The 25,825-nt window shown below is 70.8% G+C and carries 23 protein-coding genes; 14 read left to right on the top strand and 9 right to left on the bottom strand.

What is annotated here, in order from left to right; genetic code table 11:
* Nucleotides 1-75: 75 nt before the first annotated feature.
* Nucleotides 76-2,364, bottom strand: a complete 2,289-nt coding sequence (locus tag DY245_RS15315) for a transglycosylase domain-containing protein (RefSeq protein ID WP_128507644.1) — start codon at nt 2,362-2,364, stop codon at nt 76-78.
* 309 nt (nt 2,365-2,673) lie between these two features.
* On the opposite strand from DY245_RS15315, the gene DY245_RS15310 reads away from it, so the two are divergent.
* From DY245_RS15310 to DY245_RS15265, 10 genes are all read left to right on the top strand, one after another.
* Nucleotides 2,674-3,645, top strand: coding sequence for an SPFH domain-containing protein (locus DY245_RS15310; RefSeq protein ID WP_128507642.1), 972 nt, complete (start codon nt 2,674-2,676; stop codon nt 3,643-3,645).
* A gap of 49 nt (nt 3,646-3,694) precedes the next feature.
* Entirely contained in the window at nt 3,695-4,003 is a 309-nt protein-coding gene (locus DY245_RS15305) for a type II toxin-antitoxin system antitoxin (RefSeq protein ID WP_128507639.1), read from the top strand.
* Between the two features lie 105 nt (nt 4,004-4,108).
* The gene (locus DY245_RS15300; RefSeq protein WP_128507637.1) at nt 4,109-4,795 is read left to right on the top strand and encodes an ABC transporter ATP-binding protein; all 687 of its coding nucleotides are present in this window, start codon (nt 4,109-4,111) and stop codon (nt 4,793-4,795) included.
* Nucleotides 4,792-7,128 (top strand): FtsX-like permease family protein, encoded by a 2,337-nt coding sequence (locus tag DY245_RS15295; protein ID WP_128507635.1) that lies wholly within the window; start codon nt 4,792-4,794, stop codon nt 7,126-7,128. Before DY245_RS15300 ends, DY245_RS15295 begins: the two co-directional genes overlap by 4 nt.
* A gap of 108 nt (nt 7,129-7,236) precedes the next feature.
* Nucleotides 7,237-7,761, top strand: coding sequence for a PadR family transcriptional regulator (locus DY245_RS15290; RefSeq protein ID WP_128507633.1), 525 nt, complete (start codon nt 7,237-7,239; stop codon nt 7,759-7,761).
* Complete coding sequence (locus DY245_RS15285; RefSeq protein WP_128507631.1) at nt 7,758-8,447, top strand: ABC transporter ATP-binding protein; 690 nt, start codon at nt 7,758-7,760, stop codon at nt 8,445-8,447. Before DY245_RS15290 ends, DY245_RS15285 begins: the two co-directional genes overlap by 4 nt.
* Complete coding sequence (locus DY245_RS15280) at nt 8,444-10,876, top strand: FtsX-like permease family protein (protein WP_128507629.1); 2,433 nt, start codon at nt 8,444-8,446, stop codon at nt 10,874-10,876. Before DY245_RS15285 ends, DY245_RS15280 begins: the two co-directional genes overlap by 4 nt.
* Nucleotides 10,873-13,272: an FtsX-like permease family protein gene (locus DY245_RS15275; RefSeq protein ID WP_342354193.1), complete on the top strand. Its 2,400-nt coding sequence runs from the start codon at nt 10,873-10,875 to the stop codon at nt 13,270-13,272. Before DY245_RS15280 ends, DY245_RS15275 begins: the two co-directional genes overlap by 4 nt.
* A 79-nt stretch (nt 13,273-13,351) precedes the next feature.
* Nucleotides 13,352-13,951 (top strand): dihydrofolate reductase family protein, encoded by a 600-nt coding sequence (locus DY245_RS15270; protein WP_128507627.1) that lies wholly within the window; start codon nt 13,352-13,354, stop codon nt 13,949-13,951.
* 106 nt (nt 13,952-14,057) lie between these two features.
* A complete protein-coding gene (locus tag DY245_RS15265; protein ID WP_128507625.1) occupies nt 14,058-14,669 on the top strand; it encodes a Uma2 family endonuclease in 612 nt (203 codons plus the stop codon).
* A gap of 3 nt (nt 14,670-14,672) precedes the next feature.
* On the opposite strand, the gene DY245_RS15260 is transcribed toward DY245_RS15265, so the two are convergent.
* Nucleotides 14,673-15,632 (bottom strand): LysR substrate-binding domain-containing protein, encoded by a 960-nt coding sequence (locus DY245_RS15260; protein WP_128507623.1) that lies wholly within the window; start codon nt 15,630-15,632, stop codon nt 14,673-14,675.
* Nucleotides 15,633-15,764: 132 nt separating this feature from the next.
* Between DY245_RS15260 and DY245_RS15255 the strand changes: the two genes are divergently transcribed.
* Entirely contained in the window at nt 15,765-16,319 is a 555-nt protein-coding gene (locus DY245_RS15255; protein WP_128507620.1) for a peroxiredoxin, read from the top strand.
* An 11-nt stretch (nt 16,320-16,330) separates the two neighbouring features.
* Entirely contained in the window at nt 16,331-16,864 is a 534-nt protein-coding gene (locus DY245_RS15250) for an alkyl hydroperoxide reductase (protein ID WP_128507618.1), read from the top strand.
* A gap of 169 nt (nt 16,865-17,033) precedes the next feature.
* Here the strand turns inward: DY245_RS15250 and DY245_RS15245 are convergent, their stop codons facing one another.
* The 4 genes from DY245_RS15245 to DY245_RS15230 form a co-directional block, all read right to left on the bottom strand.
* Entirely contained in the window at nt 17,034-18,524 is a 1,491-nt protein-coding gene (locus DY245_RS15245) for an AI-2E family transporter (RefSeq protein WP_181923682.1), read from the bottom strand.
* 125 nt (nt 18,525-18,649) lie between these two features.
* Complete coding sequence (locus DY245_RS15240) at nt 18,650-19,348, bottom strand: aggregation-promoting factor C-terminal-like domain-containing protein (RefSeq protein WP_128507616.1); 699 nt, start codon at nt 19,346-19,348, stop codon at nt 18,650-18,652.
* 545 nt (nt 19,349-19,893) lie between these two features.
* On the bottom strand, nt 19,894-21,161 hold a 1,268-nt coding region (gene phoH2, locus DY245_RS15235), incomplete at its 3' end, for an RNA 5'-3' helicase PhoH2 (protein ID WP_244943059.1).
* A 571-nt stretch (nt 21,162-21,732) separates the two neighbouring features.
* A complete protein-coding gene (locus DY245_RS15230) occupies nt 21,733-22,512 on the bottom strand; it encodes an isoprenyl transferase (RefSeq protein WP_128507646.1) in 780 nt (259 codons plus the stop codon).
* A gap of 141 nt (nt 22,513-22,653) precedes the next feature.
* Here DY245_RS15230 and mgrA point away from each other — a divergent pair, with 141 nt between their 5' ends.
* Nucleotides 22,654-23,685 carry an L-glyceraldehyde 3-phosphate reductase gene (gene mgrA / locus DY245_RS15225; RefSeq protein ID WP_128507614.1) on the top strand — a complete coding sequence of 344 codons (1,032 nt, stop codon included), beginning with the start codon at nt 22,654-22,656 and terminating at the stop codon, nt 23,683-23,685.
* Nucleotides 23,686-23,979: 294 nt separating this feature from the next.
* Here the strand turns inward: mgrA and DY245_RS15220 are convergent, their stop codons facing one another.
* Complete coding sequence (locus DY245_RS15220) at nt 23,980-24,714, bottom strand: prepilin peptidase (RefSeq protein ID WP_128507612.1); 735 nt, start codon at nt 24,712-24,714, stop codon at nt 23,980-23,982.
* Between the two features lie 40 nt (nt 24,715-24,754).
* Between DY245_RS15220 and DY245_RS15215 the strand changes: the two genes are divergently transcribed.
* Entirely contained in the window at nt 24,755-25,117 is a 363-nt protein-coding gene (locus DY245_RS15215; RefSeq protein WP_128507610.1) for a DUF192 domain-containing protein, read from the top strand.
* 37 nt (nt 25,118-25,154) lie between these two features.
* Here the strand turns inward: DY245_RS15215 and DY245_RS15210 are convergent, their stop codons facing one another.
* Together DY245_RS15210 and DY245_RS45225 are read right to left on the bottom strand one after the other, a co-directional pair.
* Nucleotides 25,155-25,613 (bottom strand): ArsR/SmtB family transcription factor, encoded by a 459-nt coding sequence (locus tag DY245_RS15210; protein WP_128507608.1) that lies wholly within the window; start codon nt 25,611-25,613, stop codon nt 25,155-25,157.
* A 28-nt stretch (nt 25,614-25,641) separates the two neighbouring features.
* A partial coding sequence (locus DY245_RS45225) for a hypothetical protein (protein WP_220377888.1) occupies nt 25,642-25,825 on the bottom strand: 184 nt, incomplete at its 5' end.

Raw genomic sequence — 25,825 nt, 5'->3', positions numbered from 1 at the left:
GCCGAAACGCCCGCGCACACGCACCGCGGCCCCCGCCTCGATGGCGGGGGCCGCGGTGCTGTGTGCGCTCGGGCGTCAGTTGAAGCCGGGCATGCTGTTGCTTCTGTTGCCGTCGCCTCCAGGGCCGCCGGTGGTTCCGGTGCTGGTGCCGCCGGTGTCGACGCCGCCGTCCGTGCCGCCGGTCGGCGGGCCGGAGGCGCTGTCCGTCGGGGTGGGCCGGCCCGTCGGCCGGCCGGTCTGGGACTGCGTCGGGCTCCCGGTCGGCTTCGACGGGGTCTTTGACGGCGTACCGCTCGGCGTGCCGGACGGCGTCGGGGTCGTCGACGGGGTGCTGCTCGGCGTCGGCGTGCTGGTCGGGGGCACCCCGGCGCCGAGTTCCGCCTCCAGGTCGAATTCGGCGCCGATGTTGCCGCCGAGCGCGGACTCGGTGTACTCCGCCCACACCTGGGCGGGGTAGCCGCCGCCGTTGACCCGGCCGCCGCCGCCGGTGCCCTTGAGGGTGACCTGGGCGCCGCCCTTGGGGGACTCGCCGAACATGCCGACCGCGGTGACCAGCTTGGGCGTGTAGCCCACGAACCACGCCGACTTGTTGTCGTCGGAGGTGCCGGTCTTGCCGACCGCGTGGTAGGCGGTGTTCTTCACGGCGTCCGAGGCCGTGCCGTCGTTGACCACACCCGCCAGTACGGAGGTGACGGTGTCGGCGGTCTCACGGCTGAGCACCTGGTCGCCGATCGGGTCCTTCAGCGGCTGTTCCGTGTCGACGCCGTTGACCGGGTGCACGGCCTTGGTCACCAGCGTCGGGGTGACCTTCTTGCCGTGGTTGTCGAGCGTGGCGTAGGCCCCGGCCATCTGGAGCGGGCTGGCGCCCATGGTGCCCAGGGTCATGGCGGGCTTGACGTCCATCTTGGAGCCGTCCATGCCCAGGCTGACCGCGGTCTTCTTGATCTTTTCCAGGCCGACGTCCGCGCCCATCTGCGCGAAGACCGCGTTGACGGAGTTGTTGGTCGCAATCTGGACGCTGATCTTCCCGTACTGGTGCTCGTCCTCGTTGGGCGGTGCGAAGGGGATGGTGCCGCCGACGACCGGGCGGCGGTTACGGCCGTCGTAGATCGTGTTCGGGGTGATCGGCACCTGGTCCTGGGTCGTCGCGTTGTTCTCCAACGCGGACGCCAGGATCAGCGGCTTGAAGGTGGAGGCCGGCTGGTAGTCGGAGCGGGTGGCGTTGTTCGTGTAGTGCTTCGGGTAGCCCGCGCCGCCGTACATCGCCACGATGTGACCGGTCTTGGGGTCCACGGAGGTGGCGCCGAGCTGGGCGTCCCCGTCGACCTTGCGCTGCTTGGGCTTGAGGTCGTCGGTCAGCCTGCGCTGGACGGCCTTCTCCAGCGCCTTCTGCTTGTTCTTCTCGATACCGAGGGTGATCGTCCAGCCGCCGCGCTCGAACGCCTTCTCGTCGACGCCCTGGGCGAAGAGCTCCTGCTTGGCCTGGGCCACGAGGTAGCTGGTCTGGCCGCTCAGGCCGGGCAGCGGCTTGGGGTCCTTGGGGATCTGGAACTTCTGCTTGGCGCGCTCCTGCGGAGTGAGCCAGTGCATCTCGACCATGTTGTTGAGCGTGTAGGCCCAGCGCTCCTGGACCCGCTTCTTGCCGTCCGCGGTCGCCAGGGTCCAGTCGTACTGGTTCGGCGCCTGGAGCAGCGAGGCGAGGTAGGCGCCCTCCGAGACGGTGAGCTTCTCGACGTCCTTGCGGTAGTAGGCCTGGGCGGCGGCCTGGATGCCGTAGGCGCCGCGGCCGTAGTAGCTGGTGTTGATGTAGCCGGCGAGGATCTTGTCCTTGCCCAGCTTGTTGTCCACCTTGAGCGAGATGACGATCTCCTGGAGCTTGCGGCTGACCGTCTGCTCCTGGCTCAGGTAGTAGTTCTTGACGTACTGCTGGGTGATCGTCGAACCACCCTGCTTGCCGTGGCCCATCAGCGTGTTGAGGATGCCGCGCATGGTGCCGAACAGGTCGACGCCGGAGTCGTGGTAGAACGACTTGTTCTCGGCGGCGACGAAGGTGTACTGGACCTTCTTGGGTATGCGGCTGAGCGGGACGTTCTCGCGGTTGCGCAGTCCGGTACGCGCCATGATCTTGCCGTCGGCGTACTTGTAGACGTTGCTCTGCAGCTGCGCGTCCTTGTTGCCGTCGTTGGGGATGTCCACGTACAGATACAGGCCGATGAAACCGAGGATGCCCAGCAGGCAGACCCCGAGGAAGGTTCCGAGGATCTTCTTCCAGGTGAAGAGGCGGCGTATGCCGGACTTCTTCTGTTTCGTTTTGGCCCGGCGGGCGCTCCCCTGTCGCGCCCGTCTCGCTTCCGCTCGGCCCATCGCTTCAGCAACTCCAGTCGTTCCGCCCCCAGCTAACTCAGCTGTTGAAGCTAACACCGCATCTGTCAACAGATACTCATCGATCACGGCTTTTTCCGACGTGACATACAGCACCCGGGAATGACGGAACCTTCGGGTGGGTGTTCTGCGTCGCCACGCTCTCACCTGCGAACTTGTCGCGGACGCGGCCCCGCATACGGCTGGACGGCTCGACAGTCCGAGAGTTAAAGTGATAGCACTTTGCTAGACCAGCGACATCACCAATTGCGGCGGACATCACTCGCCGTATCTGGAGAAACGGGGACCCCTATGTCCGACCAGACAGCGGCCGACCGCACCAGCGACCCCGGCGACGACCTCGCCATCGACGCTCCCCAGATGCCGCGGCCGCAGGTCCGCGAGACACCGGCGCACAGCATCCCGGGCGGCGTCGCCCTGCTGCTCACCGTCCTCGGCGTCGCGCTGGGCATCGCCGCGATCATCGTCGGCGGCATACTCGGCTCCGGCGGCAACAAGGCTGCCGGTGTGCCGATGATCATCGTCGGCGTCCTGCTGCTGCTCAGCTCCTTCTTCTGCATGACCGGCGTGAAGATGGTCGCGCCCGGCGAGGCCCGGGTCATCCAGCTCTTCGGGCGGTACGTCGGCACCATCCGCACCGACGGACTGCGCTGGGTCAACCCGCTCACCACCGCCCGGAAGATCTCCACCCGGGTGCGCAACCACGAGACCGCGGTACTGAAGGTCAACGACGCCTACGGCAACCCGATCGAGCTGGCCTCGATCGTCGTCTGGCAGGTCGAGGACACCGCCCAGGCGCTCTTCGAGGTCGATGACTTCCTGGAGTTCGTCGCCACCCAGACCGAGGCGGCCGTCCGGCACATCGCGATCGAGTACCCCTATGACGCGCACGACGAGAACGCCCTGTCGCTGCGCGGCAACGCCGAGGAGATCACCGAGAAGCTCGCCCTCGAACTGACCGCCCGGGTCCAGGCCGCCGGCGTACGGATCATCGAGTCCCGCTTCAGCCACCTCGCCTACGCCCCCGAGATCGCCTCCGCGATGCTCCAGCGGCAGCAGGCCGGCGCGGTCGTGGCCGCCCGCCAGCAGATCGTCGAGGGTGCGGTCGGCATGGTCGAGCAGGCGCTGGAGCGGATCAGCGAACAGGGCATCGTCGAGCTGGACGAGGAGCGCAAGGCAGCCATGGTGAGCAATCTGATGGTGGTGCTGTGCGGCGACCGGGCCGCCCAGCCGGTCCTGAACACGGGCTCCCTCTACCAGTGAGCGAGCGGACCATCGAGTGGTGCGAGGCCGAGCGAAGCGAGGCCTGGGCATGAGCACCGACACTCCCGAGGGGGCCGGCGCCGAGCGTGAGCGGCCCCCCGCGCGACGGCCGCAGCAGCGCAAGCAGGTGCTGCTGCGGCTGGACCCGTTGATCCATGACGCGCTGGCGCGCTGGGCCGATGACGAGCTGCGCAGCGCCAACGCGCAGATCGAGTTCCTGCTGCGCAAGGCGCTGTCGGATGCGGGGCGGCTGCCGCGGGGGGCGGGGGCGATACCGCGGCGCGGGCGGCCACCCAAGGCGAAGGACCCGGAAGGCGACCAGGGCGACCAGGGCGGACAGAGCGGCCGGAGCGACTAGACACCCCATCTATACATCGCGCGTATACACCTGATGTAGAGTGCTCGGCATGCCCATCGGACACCCAGGGCGATGCCCCCTGCCCGCACTCCCGGAGGCCCGCGCATGACCCCGGCCGGTTCCCTGCTCCACGCCAGCGCGCTGCGCAAGGCGTACGGCACCACCCCCGCCCTCGACGGCGCGGACTTCTCCCTGCACGCCGGCGAGGTCGTCGCCGTCATGGGCCCCTCCGGCTCCGGCAAATCGACGCTGCTGCACTGCCTGGCCGGGATCATCGGCCCGGACTCCGGCACCGTCCACTACGGCAACCGCGAGCTGACCGCGATGAGCGACGCCGAGCGCAGCGCCCTGCGCCGCGCGGACTTCGGTTTCGTCTTCCAATTCGGCCAGCTGGTACCGGAGTTGACCTGTCTGGAGAATGTCGCGCTGCCACTGCGGCTGACCGGCGCCAAGCGCAAGGAGGCCGAGGCCCGTTCGCTGGAGTGGCTGGAGCGCCTGGAGGTCGACACGGTCGCGGCCAAGCGGCCCGGAGAGGTCTCCGGCGGACAGGGCCAGCGGGTCGCGGTGGCGCGTGCGCTGGCCGGCACGCCCCGGGTGGTCTTCGCCGACGAGCCCACCGGCGCGCTCGACTCGCTCAACGGCGAACGTGTGATGACCCTGCTGACCGAGGCCTCCCGCGCCACCAGCGCCGCCGTCGTCCTGGTCACCCACGAGGCCCGGGTCGCCGCCTACTCCGACCGCGAGGTCGTGGTCCGCGACGGCGTGGCCCGGGAAATGGTGGGCGCGGTATGAGGGCCCGCCATCTTGCCCTGGGCGTACGGTTCGCGGCCGGCGGCGGCCGCGAGGGCTGGATCCGGACGATCCTGACGGCCGTCGGCGTGGCACTCGGCGTGATGCTGCTGCTCGCGGCGGCGTCGATTCCGCACGTCCTGGACGCCCGGCAGCAGCGCGGCGACGCCCGGACGGCCGTCGAGGGGGCCAAGCCGGTCGCGCGCTCCTCGGCGACATTGCTGTACGCCCGCACCGAGACATCCTTCCGCGGCGATGCGATCACCGGCGCGCTGCTGCGCCCCGACGGGCCCGATGCGCCGGCCCCGCCCGGGGTGCGCGAACTCCCGCACAGCGGCGAGATGGTGGTCTCCCCGGCGCTGAAAGAGCTGCTCGCCTCCCCGGAGGGAAAGCTGCTGCGCGAGCGGCTGCCCTTCACGACGGTCGGCACCATCGGGCAGCCGGGGCTGACCGGGCCGGGCGAGCTGACGTACTACGCGGGCAGCGACACCCTCTCCACCGCACACGGCGCCCATCGCCTCGCCCGCTTCGGCGTCGGGACACAGCCGCCGCCGCTGAACCCGATGCTGCTCGTCACGATCATCGTGGCCTGTGTGGTGCTGCTGATGCCGGTGGCCATCTTCATCGCCACCGCGGTCCGCTTCGGCGGTGAGCGCCGCGACCGGCGGCTGGCCGCGCTCCGCCTGGTCGGCGCCGATGTCCCGATGGTGCGCTGGATGGCCGCCGGGGAGGCGCTGTTCGGCGCGGTCGTCGGGCTGCTGCTGGGGACCGTGGTGTTCCTGGCCCTACGGCAGTTCATCGGCTCGGTCACCCTCTGGGACGTCAGCGCCTTCCCCGGCGATCTGACCCCGCTGCCGGCGCTGGCGGCACTGGTCGCCCTCGCCGTCCCGCTGTGCGCCGTCGCCGTCACGCTCTTCGCGCTGCGCGGGGTGACCATCGAACCGCTGGGGGTCGTACGGAACAACGCCGGCCGGCGGCGCCGGCTGTGGTGGCGCCTGCCGGTCCCGGTCACGGGTATCGCCCTGCTGCTGCTCAACGGCCGGGTCGACCGGGGCAACGGCGTGGTCAATCCGTATCTGATCGCGGGCGGCGCCGTGCTGGTCCTGTTCGGCATCACCCTGCTGCTGCCCTGGGTCGTCGAGGCGGTGGTGGCACGGCTCGGCGGCGGCCCGGTGCCCTGGCAGCTGGCCACCCGCCGGCTCCAGCTGGGCAGCGGCTCGGCGGCCCGCGCGGTCAGCGGGATCACCGTCGCGGTCGCCGGGGCCATCGCGCTGCAGCTGTTCTTCTCCACGATCCAGAGCGACTTCATGAAGGTCACCGGGCAGGACCCGAGCCGTGCGCAGCTGTCCCTCACGCTGCCGTCCGGTGATGTCGCGACGACCCGGAAGATGATGGCGCAGGTCCGCACCACCGAGGGCGTACGCGGGGTGATCGCGACCGTCGAGGCCTCCGCGTCCCGTCCCGGACCGGTCCGCAAGGGCGAGGCCTTCGCCCCGAGCACCCAGGTCACCGTCGGCGACTGCCCCACCCTGGGCGAGCTGGCGCACACCGGTGCCTGCAAAGACGGCGATGTCTTCATCGTCAAGGACAACAGCGGGCTGGTCGACGACGGCTACCTCTTCAAGACCGCGCGCCCCGGTGCCCAGGTGCTCTTCAACCGGGACCCGCAGACCGAGGAGCCCGACGGCGCACCGCGGCTGTGGACCCTTCCGAAGTCGGCCCGCACGGTCGACTCCCGCAAGGCCCCCTCGGGAGAGACGGCCTTCGGGATCTTCGCCACCCCCGGCGCGCTGGACACCGCCGTGCTGGACCATCCGACGGCCCACGCCATGGTGAAGACCGACCCGGCGGTGCCCGATGCCGCCGAGTACGTCCGCAACACCGCCGCCCGGATCGATCCGCAGATGCGCGTCATCACCCTGCAGAACCTGGAGCGGGACAAGCAGTACAACAGCGTGCGCACCGGGCTGCTGGTCGCGTCCACCGCGACCCTGGCGCTGATCGCCGCCAGCATGCTGGTGACGACGCTGGAGCAGCTGCGCGAACGCCGCCGGCTGCTGTCCGTACTGGTGGCCTTCGGCACCCGGCGGGCCACCCTCGGCTGGTCGGTCCTGTGGCAGACCGCCGTCCCGGTCGTCCTGGGGCTCGCCCTCGCGCTCGTGGGCGGCGCCGGGCTGGGCCTCGCGCTGCTGAGCATGGCGGGCAAGACCACCTTCGACTGGTCGGTGGTCTGGCCGATGGTCGCGACCGGCGCCGGTCTGGTGCTGCTGGTCACCCTGTTCAGCCTGCCGCCGCTGTGGCGGATGATGCGCCCGGACGGGCTGCGTACGGAGTGATCCCCGTGCCCCGGGGCCGGCGTCCGAAGGGCCCCGGGGCGCACCGCCCCGGTCCGCTATACAGCGCGCGTATACACCAGCGATACACCCACGAGTAAGGTGGTCGGCATGTCAATCGGTCATACGCTGCTGGGCCTCCTGGAGTCCGGCCCCCGCCATGGCTACGACCTCAAGCGGGCCTTCGACGAACACTTCGGCCAGGACCGCCCGCTGCACTACGGGCAGGTCTACTCCACGATGTCCCGGCTGCTGAAGAACGGCCTGGTCGAGGTGGACGGCGTGGAGGCCGGCGCCGGTCCCGAGCGCAAGCGGTACGCGATCACGGACGCCGGTATCACCGATGTCGCCCAGTGGCTGGCCCGCCCGGAGAAGCCCGAGCCGTATCTCCAGTCGACGCTCTACACCAAGATCGTCCTGGCGCTGCTCACCGACCGCGACGCCGCCGAGCTGCTGGACACCCAGCGCGCCGAACATCTGCGGCTGATGCGCGGACTGACCGAGCGCAAGCGCACCGGCGACCTCGCCGACCAGCTGATCTGCGACCATGCGCTGTTCCATCTGGAGGCCGATCTGCGCTGGCTGGAGCTGACCGCCGCCCGGCTCGACAAGCTGGCGGAGGCGGTCCGTACATGACGCCGGAGGGATCCCTGCTCGCGGCGGAGGGGCTGTACAAGTCCTACGGGGTGACGCCGGCGCTGGACGGCGCGGAGTTCTCCATCCACCCCGGCGAGGTCGTCGCCGTCATGGGCCCCTCCGGCTCCGGCAAATCGACGCTGCTGCACTGTCTGGCCGGCATCATCAGCCCGGACTCCGGCACCGTCCGCTACGGCCCGCACACCCTCACCGGGATGAGCGACGCCCAGCGCAGCGCCCTGCGCCGTACCGAATTCGGCTTTGTCTTCCAATTCGGCCAGCTGGTGCCGGAGTTGACCTGTCTGGAGAATGTCGCGCTGCCGCTGCGGCTGAACGGCACCAAGCGCAAGCAGGCCGAGCAACAGGCCCGGGAGTGGATGGAGCGGCTGGAGGTCGAGTCCGTACACGGCCAGCGGCCCGGTGAGATCTCCGGCGGTCAGGGCCAGCGGATCGCGGTCGCCCGCGCGCTCGCCACCCGGCCGCGGGTGATCTTCGCGGACGAGCCGACCGGCGCCCTGGACTCGCTCAACGGCGAACGGGTGCTGACCCTGCTGACCAACGCCGCCCGCGACACCAACGCCGCCGTCGTCCTGGTCACCCACGAGGCCCGGGTCGCCGCCTACTCCGACCGCGAGATCGTCGTCCGCGACGGCAAAGTGAAGGACATGCTGGCGGGCTTGATATGAGCCTGCTGCGCTCGCACGCCGGTACCGACGGCGGGCGCGGCGGCGAACGCGCGCCCACCGTACCCGCGCCCCCGGGCCCGCTCGCCACCCCGCACACCGGACCCGCCCGCTGGGCCCGTGACCTCGCGATGGGCATGCGGTTCGCGGCCGGCGGCGGCCGCGAGGGCTGGATCCGTACGGCGCTGACGGCCGCGGGCGTCGCCCTGGGCGTGGCCGTCCTGCTGCTCGGCTCGTCCGTGCCGACGCTGATGAACTCCTGGCACGGCCGGGAGAAGGCCCGCGAGAACCTCGGCCAGGCCCACGAGCCCCGGCCCGCCGGCAACACCGTGCGCTACGCCTCCGTCGACACCACGTTCCGCGGTGCGCCGATCCGCGGCCGGCTGGTGCGCCCGGACGGTGCGCATCCGCCCATACCTCCGGGCATCCGCCACCTGCCCGGACCCGGCCGGATGCTGGTCTCGCCGGCGCTCAAGGAGCTGTTGGACTCCCCCGAAGGCGCGCTGCTGCGCGACCGGCTGGACTACACGGTGGCCGGTGTCATCGGTGACGACGGCCTGCTCGGCCCGCAGGAGCTCACCTACGTCGCGCAGAGCGCCACCCTGGCCGCGCCCGACGGCTATCGCATCGACCACTTCGGCAAGAGCTGGGACCCGCCGCCGATGCGGGCACCCGTCGTGCTGCTCGTGATCATGACGTGTGTGGCGCTGATGATGCCGGTGATGGTCTTCATCGGTACCTCCGTACGGTTCGGCAACGAGCGCCGTGAGCGCCGGCTGGCCGCGCTCCGGCTGGTCGGCGCCGATGTGCGGATGACCCGCCGGATCGCCTCCGGCGAGGCGCTGTTCGGCTCGCTGCTGGGGCTGGCCGGCGGCGCCGTGCTGTTCCTGGGCGGCCGGCAGTTCGCCTCGGTCATCACCCTGTGGGACGTCAATGTCTTCCCCTCGGACGTGGCGCCGGGCCCGCTCGCCGCGGCGCTGATCGCCCTGCTCGTCCCGACGGCGGCGGTGCTGGTGACGCTGTTCGCGCAGCGCGGCGTCACCGTCGAGCCGCTGGGTATCGTCCGCAACCGCCCGCCGATCCGCCGGCGGCTGTGGTGGCGGCTTGCGCTGCCCGCCGTGGGCACCCTGCTGCTGGTGCCGCTGGCCTGGCAGCGGCCGTGGACCGACACCCCGCTGAACACCATCCGGCTCGCGGCCGGTTCGATGCTGCTGCTGTTCGGTGTCACCGCGCTGCTGCCCTGGCTGGTGGACGCGGTGGTCGGCCGGCTGCGCGGCGGTCCGGTGCCCTGGCAACTGGCCGTCCGCCGCCTCCAGTTGAGCAGCGGCTCGGCCACCCGCGCGGTCAGCGGCATCACCGTCGCGGTGGCCGGCGCCATCGCCATCCATATGCTGCTGACCGGTATGCAGGCCGGTTACACCCACGCGTACGCGCAGTCCGGCAAGCTCCCGCAGCTCGGCCTGTGGGGCACTTCCAAGGGCTGGCCGCAGACCCAGCGGGCGCTGGCCGCGCTGCGCGGGACCACCGGGGTGACGGCGGTCCGCGGCGCGATCGACGGTCTGGTCGGCCCGATGCCGCTCGCGGGCCGGGCCCCGGCCCGCGGCGCCCGTGCGACGGTCGCCGTCGGCAGCTGCGCCGAGCTGCGCAGACTGGCCCGTCTGGGCTCCTGCCGGGACGGCGACACGTTCCTCACCGACATCCCGGACCGGGACCGCGTCATCGCGCCCGGTGCGACCATCGACCTCAACGCCCCGCTCGCCGAGGACGACCCGGTGGCCCCGCACCCCTGGAAGATCCCCGGGACGGCCCGCACCGCCCGGCTGATCGCGCCCGGACACGGCCCCGGCACCTTCTCGTACGACCTGCTGGCCACCCCGTCCGCGCTCGACACGAACCGGCTCAACGGCCCCATGACGGAGATCAAGGTCGACTTCGACCGGGCCACCCCGGACGCGGTGGAGCACATCCGCAACACCGCGGCCCGTATCGACCCGTCCATGAACGAGTTCTCCGCGGTCGACAATCCGCACACCCAGCAGTACACCAGCGTCCGCAACGGCCTGTTCGTCGGCGCCGCCATCACCCTGCTGCTGATCGGCGCGGGCCTGATCATCTCCACCGTCGAGCAGCTCTACGAGCGCCGCCGACTGCTGTCCACCCTCGATGCGTACGGCACCCGCCGCGCCACCCTCGGCTGGTCGGTGCTGTGGCAGACCACCCTTCCGGTCGTGCTCGGCCTGGGCCTCGCACTGGGCTGCGGGCTCGCGCTGGGGTCGCTGCTGCTGTCGATGATCGACAGCGCGGTGATCGTGGACTGGCCCGCGGTGGCGGCGATGACCGGTATCGGCGGCGGCGTGATCCTCTTCGTGACGGTGCTGAGCCTGCCGCCGCTGTGGCGGATGATGCGGCCCGAGGGACTGCGGACGGAGTGAGCACACCGATGCCGTCCAAGGGCCCGGCGGCCCGCCGCTGGTGTGCGGACCTCGCCATGGGCGCCCGGTTCGCCGTCACCGGCGGCCGCGAGGGCTGGATCCGTACGGCCCTGACAGCGCTCGGCGTCGGCCTGGGCGTCGCCGTCCTCCTGCTGGCCGCCGCCCTCCCCAACGCGCTGAACGCGGCCATGGACCGCCAGTGGGCCCGGGCCACCGTCCCCGCCGTGGAAGGCACCGGCCCCTCGGACCACTCGCTGCTGACCGCCTCGCTGAACAGCGCCTACCGCGAGGTGCCGCTGCACGGCCGGGTCGTACAGCCCGAAGGCCCGCACGCCCCCGTACCGCCGGGCCTGTCCCGGCTGCCCGGCCCCGGCGAGCTCGCGGTCTCCCCCGCCCTCGCCGACCTGCTGTCCTCCCCCGACGGCGCACTGCTCAAGGGCCGCTTCCCGCATCTTCGGATCACGGCCGAGATCGGCACCGCGGGCCTCATCCACCCCGGTGAACTCCTCTTCTACCAAGGCAGCGACGCCCTGCGGCGGTCCGTCGGCGGGGTCGAGCGGATCACCGCCTTCGGCGACCACGGCGCCCCGTTCCGGACCAGCCCCCTGGTGGTGCTGGCGATCAGCGTGGGCTGTGTCGCGCTGCTCGCCCCCGTCGCCGTCTTCATCGCCACCGCCGTACGCTTCGGCGGCGAACGCCGCGACCGCCGGCTGGCCGCGCTCCGCCTGGTCGGCGCCGACCGCCCCACCACCTGCCGGATCGCCGCCGGCGAGGCGCTGGCCGGCGCCCTCCTGGGCCTGTTCACCGGCACCGCCCTCTTCCTCGCCCTGCGTATCCCGCTGTCGTCGCTCTCCCTCTTCAACCTCGGCGTCTTCCCCTCCGACGTCGTCCCCGACACCGCGCTGGGCGCCCTCGTCGCGCTGGCCGTCCCCCTCGGCTCGGTCGGCGTCACGCTGTTCACCATGCGGCGGGTCACCGTCGAGCCGCTGGGCGTGACCCGTGCGGCGCCGCCGCTGCGCCGCCGGCTGTGGTGGCGGCCGCTGCTGCCGGCCGCCGGGGTGGCGCTGCTGCTGCCGTCGGCGATCGGCGGACTGCACTCCGGCGACGCGGCCAACGCCCGGCTGATCCTGGGTACATCACTGCTTCTGCTGGGCGTCGCGGCGCTGCTGCCCTGGCTGCTGGAGGCCGCGGTGGCCCGTCTGGGCCGCGCCGGCCACGGCGGCCAGTCCTGGCAACTGGCCGTCCGGCGGCTCCAGTTGAGCAGCACCGCGGCCAGCCGCTCGGTCAGTGGCATCACCGTCGCGGTGGCCGGCGCCATCGCCGTACAACTCCTGCTGTCCAGCACCTGGAGCGACGGGCTCGAACAGCCCCGCTCCGCCGCCGCGGGGACCGAGGTCAGCACCCGGGACGGCGCGGTGCCCGCCGCCCGGGTCCCCGAGATGCACGCCCGGCTCCGCGCCACCGAGGGCGTCCTCGACGCCCGTACCCTGCTCACCGGCTACGCCGACACCGCCCGGCACCAACAGGCCATGGCACACGGCTTCTCCGCCGAGGACGACGACCCCGAGCCCTACGCCCTGATCGTCGCCGACTGCCCCACCCTCCGCCGGCAGGCCCACCTCCCCACCTGCTCCGACGGCGATGCCTTCCTCGCCGACGACCCCGAGGGCGTCCACCGCACCCCGCACCCCGGCGAACGGCTGGCCCTCGACCCGGTCGGCAGCCGCGCGGACCACCGGACACCCGCCACCTGGACGGTCCCCACGACCGCCCGCCGCGTCACCGTCGTCGACCGCAGCCTGACCCGCGGCCTGCCCGCCCCCGGCCTGTTCGCCACACCCAAGGCCCTGGACCCCACCCTCCTCCGCCGCCCCGGCGTTTCCGTTCTGCTGCGGCTGGACCCGGCCCGCCCCGACGCCATCGACCACGTCCGCAACACCGCCGCCCGCATCGACATCCGGGCCGACGTGGTCACCTACACCACCGACACCGGTAACGAGGCCGTCGACCTCGCCCGCCGCGGCCTGACCGCCGGCGCCGCGGCCGTACTCCTGCTGATCGGCTCCGGCCTGCTGATCACGACCGTCGAGCAACTCCGCGAACGCGCCCGCCTGTTGTCCGCGCTCGACGCCCTGGGCACCCCCCGCGCCCTGCTCGGCCGCTCGGTCCTGTGGCAGACCGCCGTCCCCGTGGCCCTGGGCCTGACCCTGGCGATCACCTGCGGCCTCGCCCTCGGCGCACTCCTGGTCCACATGGTCGGCCGCCCTCTGCACCCCGACTGGTGGGCCATCCTCACGATCACCGGCACCGCGGCAGCCGTCATCCTGGGCGTCACCGCCCTCTCCCTGCCGCTGCTGTGGCGCCTGATGCGGCCCGACGGGCTGCGCACGGAGTGAACCTGCGAGATCATTTCCCCGGCACCGCTGCCCGGCCGCCCGGCCGGCGCCGCGCCAACTACTCAACGGGGGAACCCACATGCGCAAACTCGTCTACTGCATCGCCGCCACCCTCGACGGTTTCATCGCCGGCCCGGACGGCGCGGATCCCACCGGCCCCGACGGCTTCTGGCCGATCGCCGAGGACTACGTCCAGCACCTGGTCACCGAGCTCCCGGAGGTCCTGCCCGTCCACGCCCGGTCGGCGCTCGGCGTCACCGCCGAGGGCACCCACTTCGACACCGTCCTGGAAGGCCGCCGCACCTACGAGATCGGCCTCGCGGCCGGCCTCACCGACGCCTATCCGCACCTGCGGCACATCGTCTTCTCCCGGACCCTGCGGCAGAGCCCCGACCCGGCGGTGGAGCTGGTGGCCACCGACCCGGTCGCGACGGTACGCGAGCTGAAGAGCCGGCCCGGCAAGGACATCTGGCTGATGGGCGGCAGCGAACTCGCCGGCGCCCTCTACCCGGAAATCGACCAGCTCCTCATCAAGCTGGGCCCGCTCACCATCGGCAACGGCATCCCCCTCTTCTCCCGGGACACCACCTTCGACCCGCGCACCTGGGAGCTGACCGAGCACACGGTCCTCAAGAGCGGGGCAGCGTTCTTGACGTACACGCGGGCGGCCGAGGCGTAGCGATTACGGGCGACACCCACGAACGAGTGAAGGCGGTCGTACAAGACGTGTGCGGCCGCCTTTGCCTACCATGATGGTCTCGGCACCAGCCAACGGGAGGCACCTGATGTCCGCTGCACCTGTCGAGCACCCGCCCCAGGACGGGTCGCCGACCCAGCTCGACGTGGCGAACAGGCTCATGGAGCAGAACCCGGGCCACCGCGTCGAGATCATCGGAGGCGTCATCGTCGTGACCCCACCAGCGGACGGTCCTCACGCGAGGGCACTGAGCAGGCTCACGGGTCCCTTCATGGAAGCGGGCCTGGGCGGCGGTGCGACCGAAGTGCTGCAAGGAATCGGAGTATGGCTACCGGACGGCCCGGAGGACTACGCCATCCCCGACCTGTCCCTGGTCGACGCCGACCTGGACGAGCACGTGGTCAAGAACAATTGCTACGACCCCGTGATCTTCCGGCTCGTCCTCGAAGTCACATCGAGCAACTACAACAACGATCTCAAGTCAAAGGTGGTCGCCTACGCGAACGCCAGGATTCCGGTCTACGTGATCGTCGACCGCAAGCACAACCGCATCCACGTCCTCACCGATCCGGCCCAGAACGGGTACGACAGCCATCGGGTCCACGCCCCGGGCGAGCAGATCACCCTTCCCCCCTCCATCGGCGCCGAGGTCAAGCTCGACGTCGAGGCGCTGCTCAAGGCCGGGCAGCCGCGAGCCTGACCCTCACCCCTTCGCAATCCGCACCGGCAACCCCCGCAGCGCCCCCCGCAGCGCCTCCGCGAACTCCTCGAACTCCCCCTGGCGGGCGGCGCCCGTGCGCATGGCCAGGGCGATGGTCCGGGAGGGGGCCGGGTCCGCGAAGTAGCCGGTGGTGAGGTGGTCGTTGCGGCCGGTCTCGACCCGTAGCGCGGTCCGCGGCAGCAGCGTCACCCCGAGCCCGCCGGCCACCAACTGCACCAGCGTGGACAGGCCCGCCGCGCTCGTCGTGACCGGGGTGTTCTCGTCCCTCCCGGCCTCCCGGCAGATGTCCAGGGCCTGGTCGCGCAGGCAGTGCCCCTCGTCGAGCAGCAGCAGATCCAGTTCCTGGAGGGCCTGGCGCGGAATGTCGCCGCGGCCGCCCAGCCAGTGCTCCTTGGGGGCGACCAGCACGAAGTCCTCGTCGAAGAGCGGGAGTTCGGTGACCTGGGGGACGCCGAGCGGCACGGCGAGCAGCAGCAGATCGAGGCGTCCGTGGGCCAGGCCGTCCAGGAGGGATGCGGTCTGCTCCTCGTGCACCTGGAGGTCCAGGTCGGGATAGGTCTCGTGGACCAGCCGCAGCACGGCCGGCAGCAGATACGGCGCGACGGTCGGGATGACACCGAGCCGCAGCACGCCGGTGAACGGCGCGCGGGCCGCCTCCGCCTCCTCCATCAGATCCCCGACGGCCTCCAGGACCGTACGGGCCCGGGCCGCCAGCCGCTCCCCCGCGGGCGACAGCAGCACCTTGCGCGTCGTACGCTCCACCAGCTGCACCCCGAGCGCTTCCTCCAGCGCGGAGACCGCTCCGGACAGCGCGGGCTGGCTCATACCGATCTCGGCCGCCGCCTCGCGGAAATGCAGATGCTCGGCCACCGCCACGAACGCCCGCAGCTGGGCCAGGCTGGGCTGGCGGGGCCGTCCGCCCTGACTCACTGGTGACACCACTGATAACCACCTCCGATCAACATCAACCAGTCTAGCTATTTCCCTGATCAATGCCTCCTATGGCACTGTGTAACCCGTCCAAGCCTCAAGGAAAGTCCTCAAAAGGGACTTTCTGTGCAACAAGGAGAGCGCGTGCTCACTGTCGGTGACAAGTTCCCCGAGTTCGACCTGACTGCCTGTGTCTCGATGGAGAAGGGCAAGGAGTTCGAGCAGATCAACCACAAGACCTACGAGGGCAAGTGGAAGATCGTCTTCGCATGGCCCAAGGACTTCACCTTCGTGTGCCCGACCGAGATCGCCGCCTTCGGCAAGCTGAACGACGAGTTCGCCGACCGTGACGCCCAGATCCTCGGCTTCTCCGGCGACTCCGAGTTCGTGCACCACGCCTGGCGCAAGGACCACCCGGACCTGACCGACCTGCCCTTCCCGATGCTGGCCGACTCGAAGCACGAGCTCATGCGTGACCTCGGCATCGAGGGCGAGGACGGCTTCGCGCAGCGCGCCGTCTTCATCGTCGACCAGAACAACGAGATCCAGTTCACGATGGTGACCGCCGGCTCCGTCGGCCGTAACCCCAAGGAGGTCCTCCGGGTCCTCGACGCTCTCCAGACGGACGAGCTGTGCCCGTGCAACTGGAGCAAGGGCGAGGACACCCTCGACCCGGTCGCTCTCCTCTCGGGCGAGTGAGCTGATCTGAGATGGCTCTCGACGAACTGAAGTCCGCCGTACCGGACTACGCCAAGGACCTCAAGCTGAACCTCGGTTCGGTGATCGGCAACAGCGACCTGCCGCAGCAGCAGCTGTGGGGCACCGTCCTGGCCTGCGCGATCGCCTCGCGCTCGCCGAAGGTGCTGCGCGAGCTGGAGCCGGAGGCCAAGGCCAACCTCTCCGCCGAGGCGTACACCGCCGCCAAGTCGGCCGCCGCCATCATGGCGATGAACAACGTCTTCTACCGGACCCGGCACCTGCTGTCGGACCCTGAGTACGGCAACCTGCGCGCCGGTCTGCGGATGAATGTCATCGGCAACCCGGGCGTGGACAAGGTCGACTTCGAGCTGTGGTCGCTGGCCGTCTCAGCCATCAACGGCTGCGGCATGTGCCTGGACTCGCACGAGCAGGTGCTGCGCAAGGCCGGTGTGGACCGCGAGACGATCCAGGAGGCCGTCAAGATCGCGTCCGTCCTGCAGGCCGTCGGCGCGACCCTGGACGCCGAGGCCGCGCTCGCCGAGTAATTCGGCCGGCCGGTCGGCCGGTTGACCGGTCGACCGCCGCGTACGTTGAACCCCGCAGACAGGACGTCTGCGGGGTTCAGTGCGTCGGGGCGCCGGGCAGCCAGGGCCCGTCCGGCCCCGATCCGCCCTACAGGCCCCTAGGGCCTGTCCGATGGGTCATGGCCGGGCCCTAGTCCCGCGGCTCCTCGGCGGCGCGCGTCGCCGGGGGCAGGGTCGGCGCCACCCCGAGCGCGGTGGCGCCGCGTGGGGCCACCGACATCCGTAGCGCCTGTTCCCTGGAGTGCGACCGCACATAGCCAACGACGGTGTTGGTGACCGCCACCAGCGGGACCGCGACGACCGCGCCGCCGATGCCCGCGGTCAGGCCGCCCGCGGCGACCGACAGGATCACCGCGAGCGGGTGGACCCGGACCGCCCGGCCCAGGATGAACGGCTGCAGGACATGGCCCTCGATCTGCTGGACGGCCAGGACGACCGCCAGCACCATCAGGGCCTGGAACACGCCCTGGGTGACGAGCGCGACGACACATGCCAGTGCGCCCGAGACCACCGCGCCGATCAGCGGGATGAAGGCGAACAGGAAGATGAAGACGGCGAGCGGGACGGCGAGCGGCACATTGAGGAAGTAGAGGCCTATACCGATGAAGATGGCGTCGATGAGGGCGACGATGACCGTGCCGCGTACGTAGGCGGTCAGCGTCCGCCAGGCCCGCGGCCCGGCGCCCGCCACACCCTCACGGGCCGCGCCCGGGACCAGCTTGAGCAGCCACTCCCAGATCCGCCGCCCGTCGTAGAGCAGGAAGAGGGTGGTGAACATCGCGAGCAGGATGCCGGTGAACACTTCGAGGACGACGGTGACGCCCTCCAGGCCGGCCGAGGTGATCGCCTCGGTGTTGGCGCCGATCGCGTCCTGCAGATTCTTGGCGATGCTGTTGATCTGACCCTCGGTCACATGGAACGGGCTCTTCAGCAGCCAGCCCTTGAGCTCGGTGATGCCCTCCTGGATGCGGCTGGAGACCGAGTCGATATTGTCCTGGACCTGCCACACCACGAACCAGCCGACCAGGCCCATGATGACGAACCCGCCGATAAAGGTCAGCGTGGTGGCCAGCCCGCGCGGCAGCCCGCGCCGGCGCAGCCACCCCACGGTGGGCTGCAACAGCGCGGTGATCAGCGTCGCCGCGGTGAAGGACAGCACGACCAGTTCGATGGTGGTGATGACGCGTGCGAGCACCCACAGCGTGGCCGCCAGCACCAGCAGCCGCCAGCCCACCTCGGCGGCGACGCGTACGCCCCACGGCACCGCCGCGACCGGGTCGGGGCGGGCCGCGACGGCCGGCGCGTAGGCGGGCGGCGCGGGCACGGACTCCGGCGGACGGGCGGCGGGGGCCGCATGCTCCGCGCCGTCATGCGGCACACCGTCCACCGTCTTCGGCACCTGTGTACGGGGCGTGGTGAGGATGCCCACCGCACCGTCGCCCACCGGACCATCTCCCACCGAGCCGGCAGCCGCGGGCGCGTCCGCGTGCCCGGCACGCCTCAGCTCTTCCGGGTCGTCGACCGCCGCAGCCTCCGCGCGGCGGCGCTGCTCCTCCAGCCGCTGCGAGAGCCGCGTCAGACCGGCACCGAGGCCACCGACCCACTGAGGCAATCTGGACATGTCCTTCCTCTTCCCCTCCCACGCACCACGAACTGTCGGCACGACGTTACCTGTGCCGGATACGCGAAACCCCCGACGCTGTCGCGTTCGGGGGTTTCGGAAGTACCGGTGTTGGGCCGGCGGACCTAGTACCAGTGATTGGCCTGCCAGAACGACCAGGCGCCGCAGGGGCTGCCGTAGCGGTCGTTCATGTAGTTGAGGCCCCACTTGATCTGGGTGGCCGGGTTGGTCTGCCAGTCGGAGCCGGCCGAGGACATCTTGGAGCCGGGCAGCGCCTGGACCAGTCCGTAGGCGCCCGAGGAGGCGTTGGTGGCCTGGTAGTTCCAGCCGGACTCGTGGTCCACGATGTTGCTGAAGCACTGGAACTGGTCGCTTGCCATCATCTGACGCGCCATGGACTGCGTCTCAGCGATGGAGTACGAGCCCTTGACGGTGAAGTCGCTCGCGTCGCGCGCTGCGGAGCGGGACGCGGCCAGCTCCTTCTTCTTGCGCGCGTCGGCGTCCTTCTTCGCCTTCGCCTCGTCCGCTGCGTCCTTCTTGGACTGCGCGGTCTCCGCAGCTGCCTTACGGGCCGACTCCTGTGCCGACTTCAGGGCTGCCACATCCGCCTGGGTGGACTGGTCGTCCGCCTGCTGCGTCAGGGAAGCCGTCTGCACCTGGGCCTGTGCGCCCGCGGGGATATCAGCGATCGTCGCATCGGCAGCGGCTGCCTCGGTGTTGCCTACCGAGGCGGGCTGCCCTGCAGCGACGCCGACTACGGCGCCGACGGTGGTGACCGCGGTGGCGGATGCCACGGCGAATCCCCGGACCGAGATCCGGCTCACACGTTTTCCTTCCAGCATCGCCCGCATAGGTGACCTCGCGGACGCAATCGTGCCCCTGGCGCTGGTCTCCCCTTGTTCCGGGCCCTGTTGAGCGGGCGGGACCGGCTGGTCACGGGAGGCACTGGCCCGGTACGTCCCCCTGGGGGTCCGCGTGGTGCTCGGGCGGCATACGGCGACTCACTATGAAGTTCGCTCTACTTACCTCCCCCGGTCTCAACTTCGTTCGACCGGGGGCACCCCCATGGGGCGCTGGTGCCGTATGCGGGGCCTGACAGGACCCAGACTCTGCCCGAACGGGCTACCGGGAATCAATTCCCTGCCGGGTGTGAAAGCTCACACCTCGTTTACGCCTCAAGATTTTCGGATATTCGAGCGCAGCAGAACGCCGCCCGGTTAAGCTCCTTGGCTTCACCGGGCGGCGCGTGGTTCACAACGGGTCAGATCCTGCCGTCCTCCAGCATTTCGGTCACCAGCGCCGCGATCGGCGACCGCTCCGAGCGGTTCAGGGTGACGTGGGCGAACAGCGGATGCCCCTTCAGCTTCTNTCCGAGCGGTTCAGGGTGACGTGGGCGAACAGCGGATGCCCCTTCAGCTTCTCGACGACCGCGACCACGCCGTCGTACCGCCCGACCCGCAGATTGTCCCGCTGTGCGACGTCATGAGTCAGTACGACCCGGGAGTTGGCGCCGATACGGGACAGAACCGTCAAAAGGACGTTCCGTTCCAGCGACTGGGCCTCGTCCACGATGACGAACGCATCGTGCAGCGACCGTCCGCGGATATGGGTCAGCGGCAGCACCTCCAACATGCCGCGCCCCACCACCTCTTCGATGACGTCCTTGGTGGTCACCGCGGACAGCGTGTCGAAGACGGCCTGGGCCCAGGGGCTCATCTTCTCCGCCTCGCTGCCCGGCAGATAGCCCAGCTCCTGCCCACCGACGGCGTACAGCGGGCGGAACACCATCACCTTGCGGTGCTGCCGGCGCTCCAACACGGCCTCCAGGCCCGCGCACAGCGCCAGCGCCGACTTGCCCGTGCCTGCCCGCCCGCCCATCGAGACGATGCCGACGTCCGGGTCCAGCAGCAGATCCAGCGCGATCCGCTGCTCGGCGCTGCGACCGTGGATCCCGAACGCCTCCCGGTCGCCCCGCACCAGCCGGACCGCGCCCTCCGCGGTGACCCGGCCGAGCGCCTTGCCGCGCTCGGACTGCAGCACAAGTCCGGTATGCACCGGAAGTTCGGAGACTCCCGGTACGTGAGCGGTCTCGGCGGCGAACAGGTCGTCGACCTGCTCGGCGGAGACGGTCAGCTCGGCCATCCCCGTCCAGCCGGATTCGGTGATCGCCAGCTCGGCGCGGTACTCCTCGGCCAGCAGCCCGACCGAGGACGCCTTGATGCGCAGCGGCAGGTCCTTGGAGACGACCGTGACGTCGTACCCCTCGGCCTGCAGATTGCGCGCCACCGCGAGGATCCGCGAGTCGTTGTCGCCGAGCCGGAAGCCCGCGGGAAGTACCCCGGGGTCGGAGTGGTTCAGTTCGACCCGGAGTGTCCCGCCGAGATCCCCGATGGGGATGGGCGAGTCCAGCCGCCCGAACTGCACCCGGTACTCGTCCAGCAGGCGCAGCGCCTGCCGCGCGAAGTAGCCGAGCTCGGGATGGTGCCTTTTGGCCTCCAGCTCCGTGACCACCACGACCGGCAGCACAACCTCGTGCTCGTCGAAGCGGGCCATGGCGCCTGGATCCGCCAGCAGCACACTGGTGTCGAGGACATAAGTACGCCGGTCGTTCTCACGGCGCTGCTTGCTGTTCACCACGGGTGGACGAACCCCCTCGGATGAGGTTGGGGTGCGACGGCGTCGCGGGGCGGTGTTCTCCTGGGGACTCCGCTCTCCCAGCAACCGCTGGGCGGCGTCCCCAGGACCCCCGGCCATCTAGTGACCGGACCGGGCTCGGGCCACGATGCATGGGCCGAGCGCCGGCCCCTCGCGTCGCCCGTGCGGTGCGCACGGCTCTCCGTGATGTGCAAAGGGCCTCCCGGGCGGACGACCCCATGCCGTCCGCTGAGATGCGGCGCCCGATGGCTTGTTCCGGACGCCGACCTGGAAGGGATATTCCCTCGAACCCCCGCCCCCATGCCACGGCATATGACGCACGGTCGATGAACCTTGGGTTACGCGTGATCGCGAACCGTCGGCAAGCGGGCGGAACGCCCGGAAGGGAGGGTGCGTCAAAAAGCCCCCGCCAGGGCTTATTGGGGCCGGCGGGGGCTGATGACACCCCGCGGAAACCGGGGCGTAGCAGCTATAGAGGATGTGCGGCACATCACGGGTACCGAGGAGGTACGGGCCTCATCAGGGCCAACAGGCCCCAAAAGGGACCAGGCAACTAGAAACCGTAGCGCCGGTGACGGGCCGCGTAGTCGCGCAGTGCGCGCAGGAAGTCGACCTTCCGGAACGCCGGCCAGAAAACCTCGCAGAAGTAGTACTCCGAATGGGCGCTCTGCCACAGCATGAAGCCCGACAGCCGCTGCTCACCGCTCGTCCGGATCACCAGGTCCGGGTCGGGCTGGCCGCGGGTGTAGAGGTGCTCGGAGATGAGGTCGATGTCGACGATCTCGGCCAGCTCCTCGAAGGAGGTGCCGCGCTCGGCGTGTTCCAGCAGCAGCGAGCGCACCGCGTCCGCGATCTCCTGCCGGCCGCCGTAGCCGATCGCGACATTCACCAGAATGCCCTTGTTGTCGAGGGTGGCCTGCTCGGATTCCTTGAGCACCCGCTGGGTGGCCTCGGGCAGCAGATCGCGGTTGCCGACGTGGTGCACCCGCCAGCGGCCGTCGGCGGCCAGATCGCGCACGGTGTTCTCGATGATGCCCAGCAGCGGCTTCAGCTCGCCCTCGGGCCGGTCGAGGTTGTCCGTCGACAGCAGCCAGAGCGTGACGACCTCGACATCGGTCTCCTCGCACCAGCCCAGCAGTTCACCGATCTTGGCCGCGCCCGCCTGGTGGCCCTGCTCGGTCGTCCGCCCGTCGGCCCGCGCCCAGCGCCGGTTGCCGTCCAGGATGACGCCGATGTGCTTGGGCACCTGGGCGTGATCCAGGCGACCCTCCACCCGGCGTGCGTACAGCCGGTAGACGAGATTGCGCAGTGCAGGCGGATACGGGATGCGCATCCCGGAAGATCGCAGCATGTGTGGTCCAGCCCCTCCGTGCCGAATGGCGGTCGCCCCGTCGCCTCAAGTGGGCAACTTTACTTCTCGGCTGTCTCGACAGCCCAATCAGGTAGGTCACAGGTACGTGATAGGGAGATGAGCATGACTGGCACCGACTACCGCGCCGCGGATTCCCGCTACGACTCGATGAAGTACCGGCGAACGGGCCGCAGCGGCCTCAAACTCCCCGCTATCTCCCTTGGACTCTGGCACAACTTCGGGGACGACCGCACCCTGAGCTCCCAGCGGGCCATCCTGCGCCGCGCCTTCGATCTAGGTATCACCCACTTCGATCTGGCCAACAACTACGGCCCGCCTCCCGGGTCCGCCGAGCTGAACTTCGGAAAGATCTTCGCGCAGGACTTCCGTGGCTACCGCGACGAGATGATTCTCTCCACGAAGGCCGGATATCTGATGCACCCCGGCCCCTACGGCGAATGGGGTTCGCGGAAATATCTCCTCTCGTCGTTGGATGCCTCACTGAAGCGGATGGGTGTCGATTACGTCGATATCTTCTACTCGCACCGCTTCGACCCGGAGACCCCGCTCGAGGAGACGATGGGCGCGCTGGCCTCCGCCGTCCAGCAGGGCAAGGCCCTGTACGCCGGTGTCTCCTCCTACAACGCCGAGCAGACCCGTGAGGCGGCCGGCATCCTGCGCGACATGGGCGTACCGGCGCTGATCCACCAGCCCTCGTACTCGATGATCAACCGCTGGACCGAGGACGACGAACTGCTGGACACCCTCGAAGCCGAGGGCATGGGCTGCATCTCTTTTGCGCCACTCGCACAGGGCCTGCTGACCGACAAGTACCTGCACGGCGTCCCCGAGGGCTCGCGCGCCTCCCAGGGCAAGTCGCTGGACCCGAACCTGCTGTCCGACGAGGTCGTACGGCGGCTGCGCGGCCTCAACGACATCGCCGCCCGGCGCGGCCAGTCGCTGGCCCAGCTCGCCCTGGGCTGGGTGCTGCGCGACGAGCGGATGACCTCCGCCCTGATCGGCGCCAGCAGCGTCGCCCAGTTGGAGGCCAATGTCGCGGCCCTCGACGCCCCCGTGATCACGGACGACGAACTGGCCGAGATCGACGAGTTCGCCAGGACCACGGATGGCGTGAACATCTGGGCGCGGCGGTAAGGCTCCCCGTCCGGCCGTTCCGCACGTCCCGGCTGGGCCTTGCCCCCTCGCCGTAGTGGTGGGGCGCCGTTGCGGCGGGAGAACATTCCCGCCGCGGCGGTGGCCGGGCGCGTGGCGGAGCCCCGTGACAAAAAAGCGGGCCGGTCCGTGGGGGGGATACGGACCGGCCCGAGGGGGGGTTTCCACCATAACCCCACGGGAGGGGTGCTCCGTGCACCGGCGCGCGCGACGGCGTGGCTCGGACGGATGCGGGGCGTACGTGCCGGGCCCGGCGCGGCGGGGCGCAGACCGCGGTCAGGCGGCCGCGGCGGCGCCCAGGAGCAGTCCGCAGAATGCTCCAAGGATCATGAAAGGCCCGAGCGGCATGGCCGCTTTCCGGGCGCCGCGCCGGACGATCATGATCCCCGCGCCGTAGAGCGCACCGATCAGCACCCCCGCCGCACCGCCGGTGACCAGGGTGCGCCAGCCGTACCACCCAAGGGCGACGCCGAGCCCGATCGCCAGCTTGACGTCACCCAGCCCGATCCCCGGCGGGTTGACGACGTACAGCAGGAGATAGAACGCACCGAGGAACAGACCGCCCAGCAGCGCCCGCCGCCACGCCCCGGTGTCCCCCGTGAGCCAGCCGACCAGCCCCAGCGCCCCCGCCCCCACCACGGCCAGCGGCAGTGTCAGCGCGTCCGGGAGGCGCCGGGCCCGCCAGTCGACGGCCGCCATCAGCACCGCGACCGGCGCCATCGCCAGCCAGACGGCGAGTTCCGGCCGCGGCCCGGTGGCCGCCGCCAGGGCGGCGCAGACCAGCGCGGTGACCGCCACCGTCGGCAGCGCCCCGGGCCCGTACGCCCCGCAGTCCGCACAGCGCCCCCGCCCCAGCCAGCCCCGCGCCGCCCCCGCGATCGCATGTCCCCCGGGGCACACCGCGCGCCATTCCTCCCCGGGCTCCACGGCCATCCGGTGGGCGGGCCGCGGTATGAGCATCCCGGCCGCGGCCCCGTAGGCGGCGGCGAGCACCATCAGCATCACTGACACGCGTCGACCCTAGGGGGCGGGAGCTGATAGAACGCTGGGCATGGCGCGTTGGGAGAACGGCCCGGGGATTCTGCAGGGCGCGGATGTCGGCATTCCGGTGGAGATCGCGGCGTCCTACCGCACCCGCACCCGCGGACTGCTGGGCCGCGACGGCATCGAGGGGGCGCTGCTGCTGACCCCGGCGAGCGGTGTGCACACCTTCCGGATGCGGTTCGCCATCGATGTCGCCCATCTGAGCCGGGACTTCACCGTGCTGGCCGTATGCACGATGCCCCCGGGACGGCTGGGACTCCCCCGCCTCCGCGCCCGGCACATCCTGGAGGCCGAGGCCGGCGCCATGGCGCGCTGGGGTCTGCGCCCCGGCCTCCGCCTGAGCGTCGAAACGGCCGGCCGCACGCGCTGACCGGCCCGCCGGCCGCCGCCCCGCCCGCGCCGGGCGCTCACTCCCGCCAGTCGGCGACCAGCGCCAGCAGCCCGGGGAACCGCGCTTCCAGGTCGTCCACCCGGACATGGCTGCGCCGCTCCAGCCCGTACTGCCGCTGACGGATCAGACCGGCGTCCCGCAGCGCGCGGAAGTGGTGGGTGAGCGAGGACTTGGGCCGGTCGAGGCCGAACCAGCCGCAGGTGTGGTCGAACGCCTCCGACTCCAGCAGCAGCGTGCGCACGATGCGCATCCGCAGGGGATCGCTCAGCGCGCCCATCACGACCTCCAGCCGCAGATCGGCGCGCTCCGGCTCCGGCAGCGGCTCGGGCGCATCGGCCGGCACGGGCCGCCGCGCCGCCACGAAGCCGGGCCGCGATGCGCACACCTCGGCCGCCGGCCCGCCTGCCTCGCTTGCCTCATGTGACGCGCTTGCCGCACCTGACTCTGCGGCACATACGCCCGTCTTGGTCGACATCCGGCGCTCCTCCCGGTCACCCGATCACTCAGTACGACTTGCATCGTACTGCGGTTGCCTGTACGAATCTTCTCGTACCGCTTGTACGAATCATCTCGTACAAGCCGGATGAGGAGGGGACCCCTATGCCCGAAACCCGTACGGCGCCGACGGCCCGCACCGTGGCGGCGCCCGCGCCCGCGCCGCCGGCGACCTCGGCGCCGCCGCCCGCC

The sequence above is a fragment of the Streptomyces inhibens genome (assembly GCF_003389455.1).
Taxonomy (GTDB): Bacteria; Actinomycetota; Actinomycetes; order Streptomycetales; family Streptomycetaceae; genus Streptomyces; species Streptomyces inhibens.
This window is presented reverse-complemented; position numbering and strand designations above follow the sequence as displayed.

What these genes read in the sequence shown, in the direction of transcription:
- DY245_RS15315 (WP_128507644.1), bottom strand. Translation starts at nt 2,364, where the DNA reads ATGGGCCGAGCGGAAGCGAGACGGGCGCGACAGGGGAGCGCCCGCCGG.
- DY245_RS15310 (WP_128507642.1), top strand. Translation starts at nt 2,674, where the DNA reads ATGTCCGACCAGACAGCGGCCGACCGCACCAGCGACCCCGGCGACGAC.
- DY245_RS15305 (WP_128507639.1), top strand. Translation starts at nt 3,695, where the DNA reads ATGAGCACCGACACTCCCGAGGGGGCCGGCGCCGAGCGTGAGCGGCCC.
- DY245_RS15300 (WP_128507637.1), top strand. Translation starts at nt 4,109, where the DNA reads ATGACCCCGGCCGGTTCCCTGCTCCACGCCAGCGCGCTGCGCAAGGCG.
- DY245_RS15295 (WP_128507635.1), top strand. Translation starts at nt 4,792, where the DNA reads ATGAGGGCCCGCCATCTTGCCCTGGGCGTACGGTTCGCGGCCGGCGGC.
- DY245_RS15290 (WP_128507633.1), top strand. Translation starts at nt 7,237, where the DNA reads ATGTCAATCGGTCATACGCTGCTGGGCCTCCTGGAGTCCGGCCCCCGC.
- DY245_RS15285 (WP_128507631.1), top strand. Translation starts at nt 7,758, where the DNA reads ATGACGCCGGAGGGATCCCTGCTCGCGGCGGAGGGGCTGTACAAGTCC.
- DY245_RS15280 (WP_128507629.1), top strand. Translation starts at nt 8,444, where the DNA reads ATGAGCCTGCTGCGCTCGCACGCCGGTACCGACGGCGGGCGCGGCGGC.
- DY245_RS15270 (WP_128507627.1), top strand. Translation starts at nt 13,352, where the DNA reads ATGCGCAAACTCGTCTACTGCATCGCCGCCACCCTCGACGGTTTCATC.
- DY245_RS15265 (WP_128507625.1), top strand. Translation starts at nt 14,058, where the DNA reads ATGTCCGCTGCACCTGTCGAGCACCCGCCCCAGGACGGGTCGCCGACC.
- DY245_RS15250 (WP_128507618.1), top strand. Translation starts at nt 16,331, where the DNA reads ATGGCTCTCGACGAACTGAAGTCCGCCGTACCGGACTACGCCAAGGAC.
- DY245_RS15245 (WP_181923682.1), bottom strand. Translation starts at nt 18,524, where the DNA reads ATGTCCAGATTGCCTCAGTGGGTCGGTGGCCTCGGTGCCGGTCTGACG.
- DY245_RS15230 (WP_128507646.1), bottom strand. Translation starts at nt 22,512, where the DNA reads ATGCGCATCCCGTATCCGCCTGCACTGCGCAATCTCGTCTACCGGCTG.
- mgrA (WP_128507614.1), top strand. Translation starts at nt 22,654, where the DNA reads ATGACTGGCACCGACTACCGCGCCGCGGATTCCCGCTACGACTCGATG.
- DY245_RS15215 (WP_128507610.1), top strand. Translation starts at nt 24,755, where the DNA reads ATGGCGCGTTGGGAGAACGGCCCGGGGATTCTGCAGGGCGCGGATGTC.
- DY245_RS15210 (WP_128507608.1), bottom strand. Translation starts at nt 25,613, where the DNA reads ATGTCGACCAAGACGGGCGTATGTGCCGCAGAGTCAGGTGCGGCAAGC.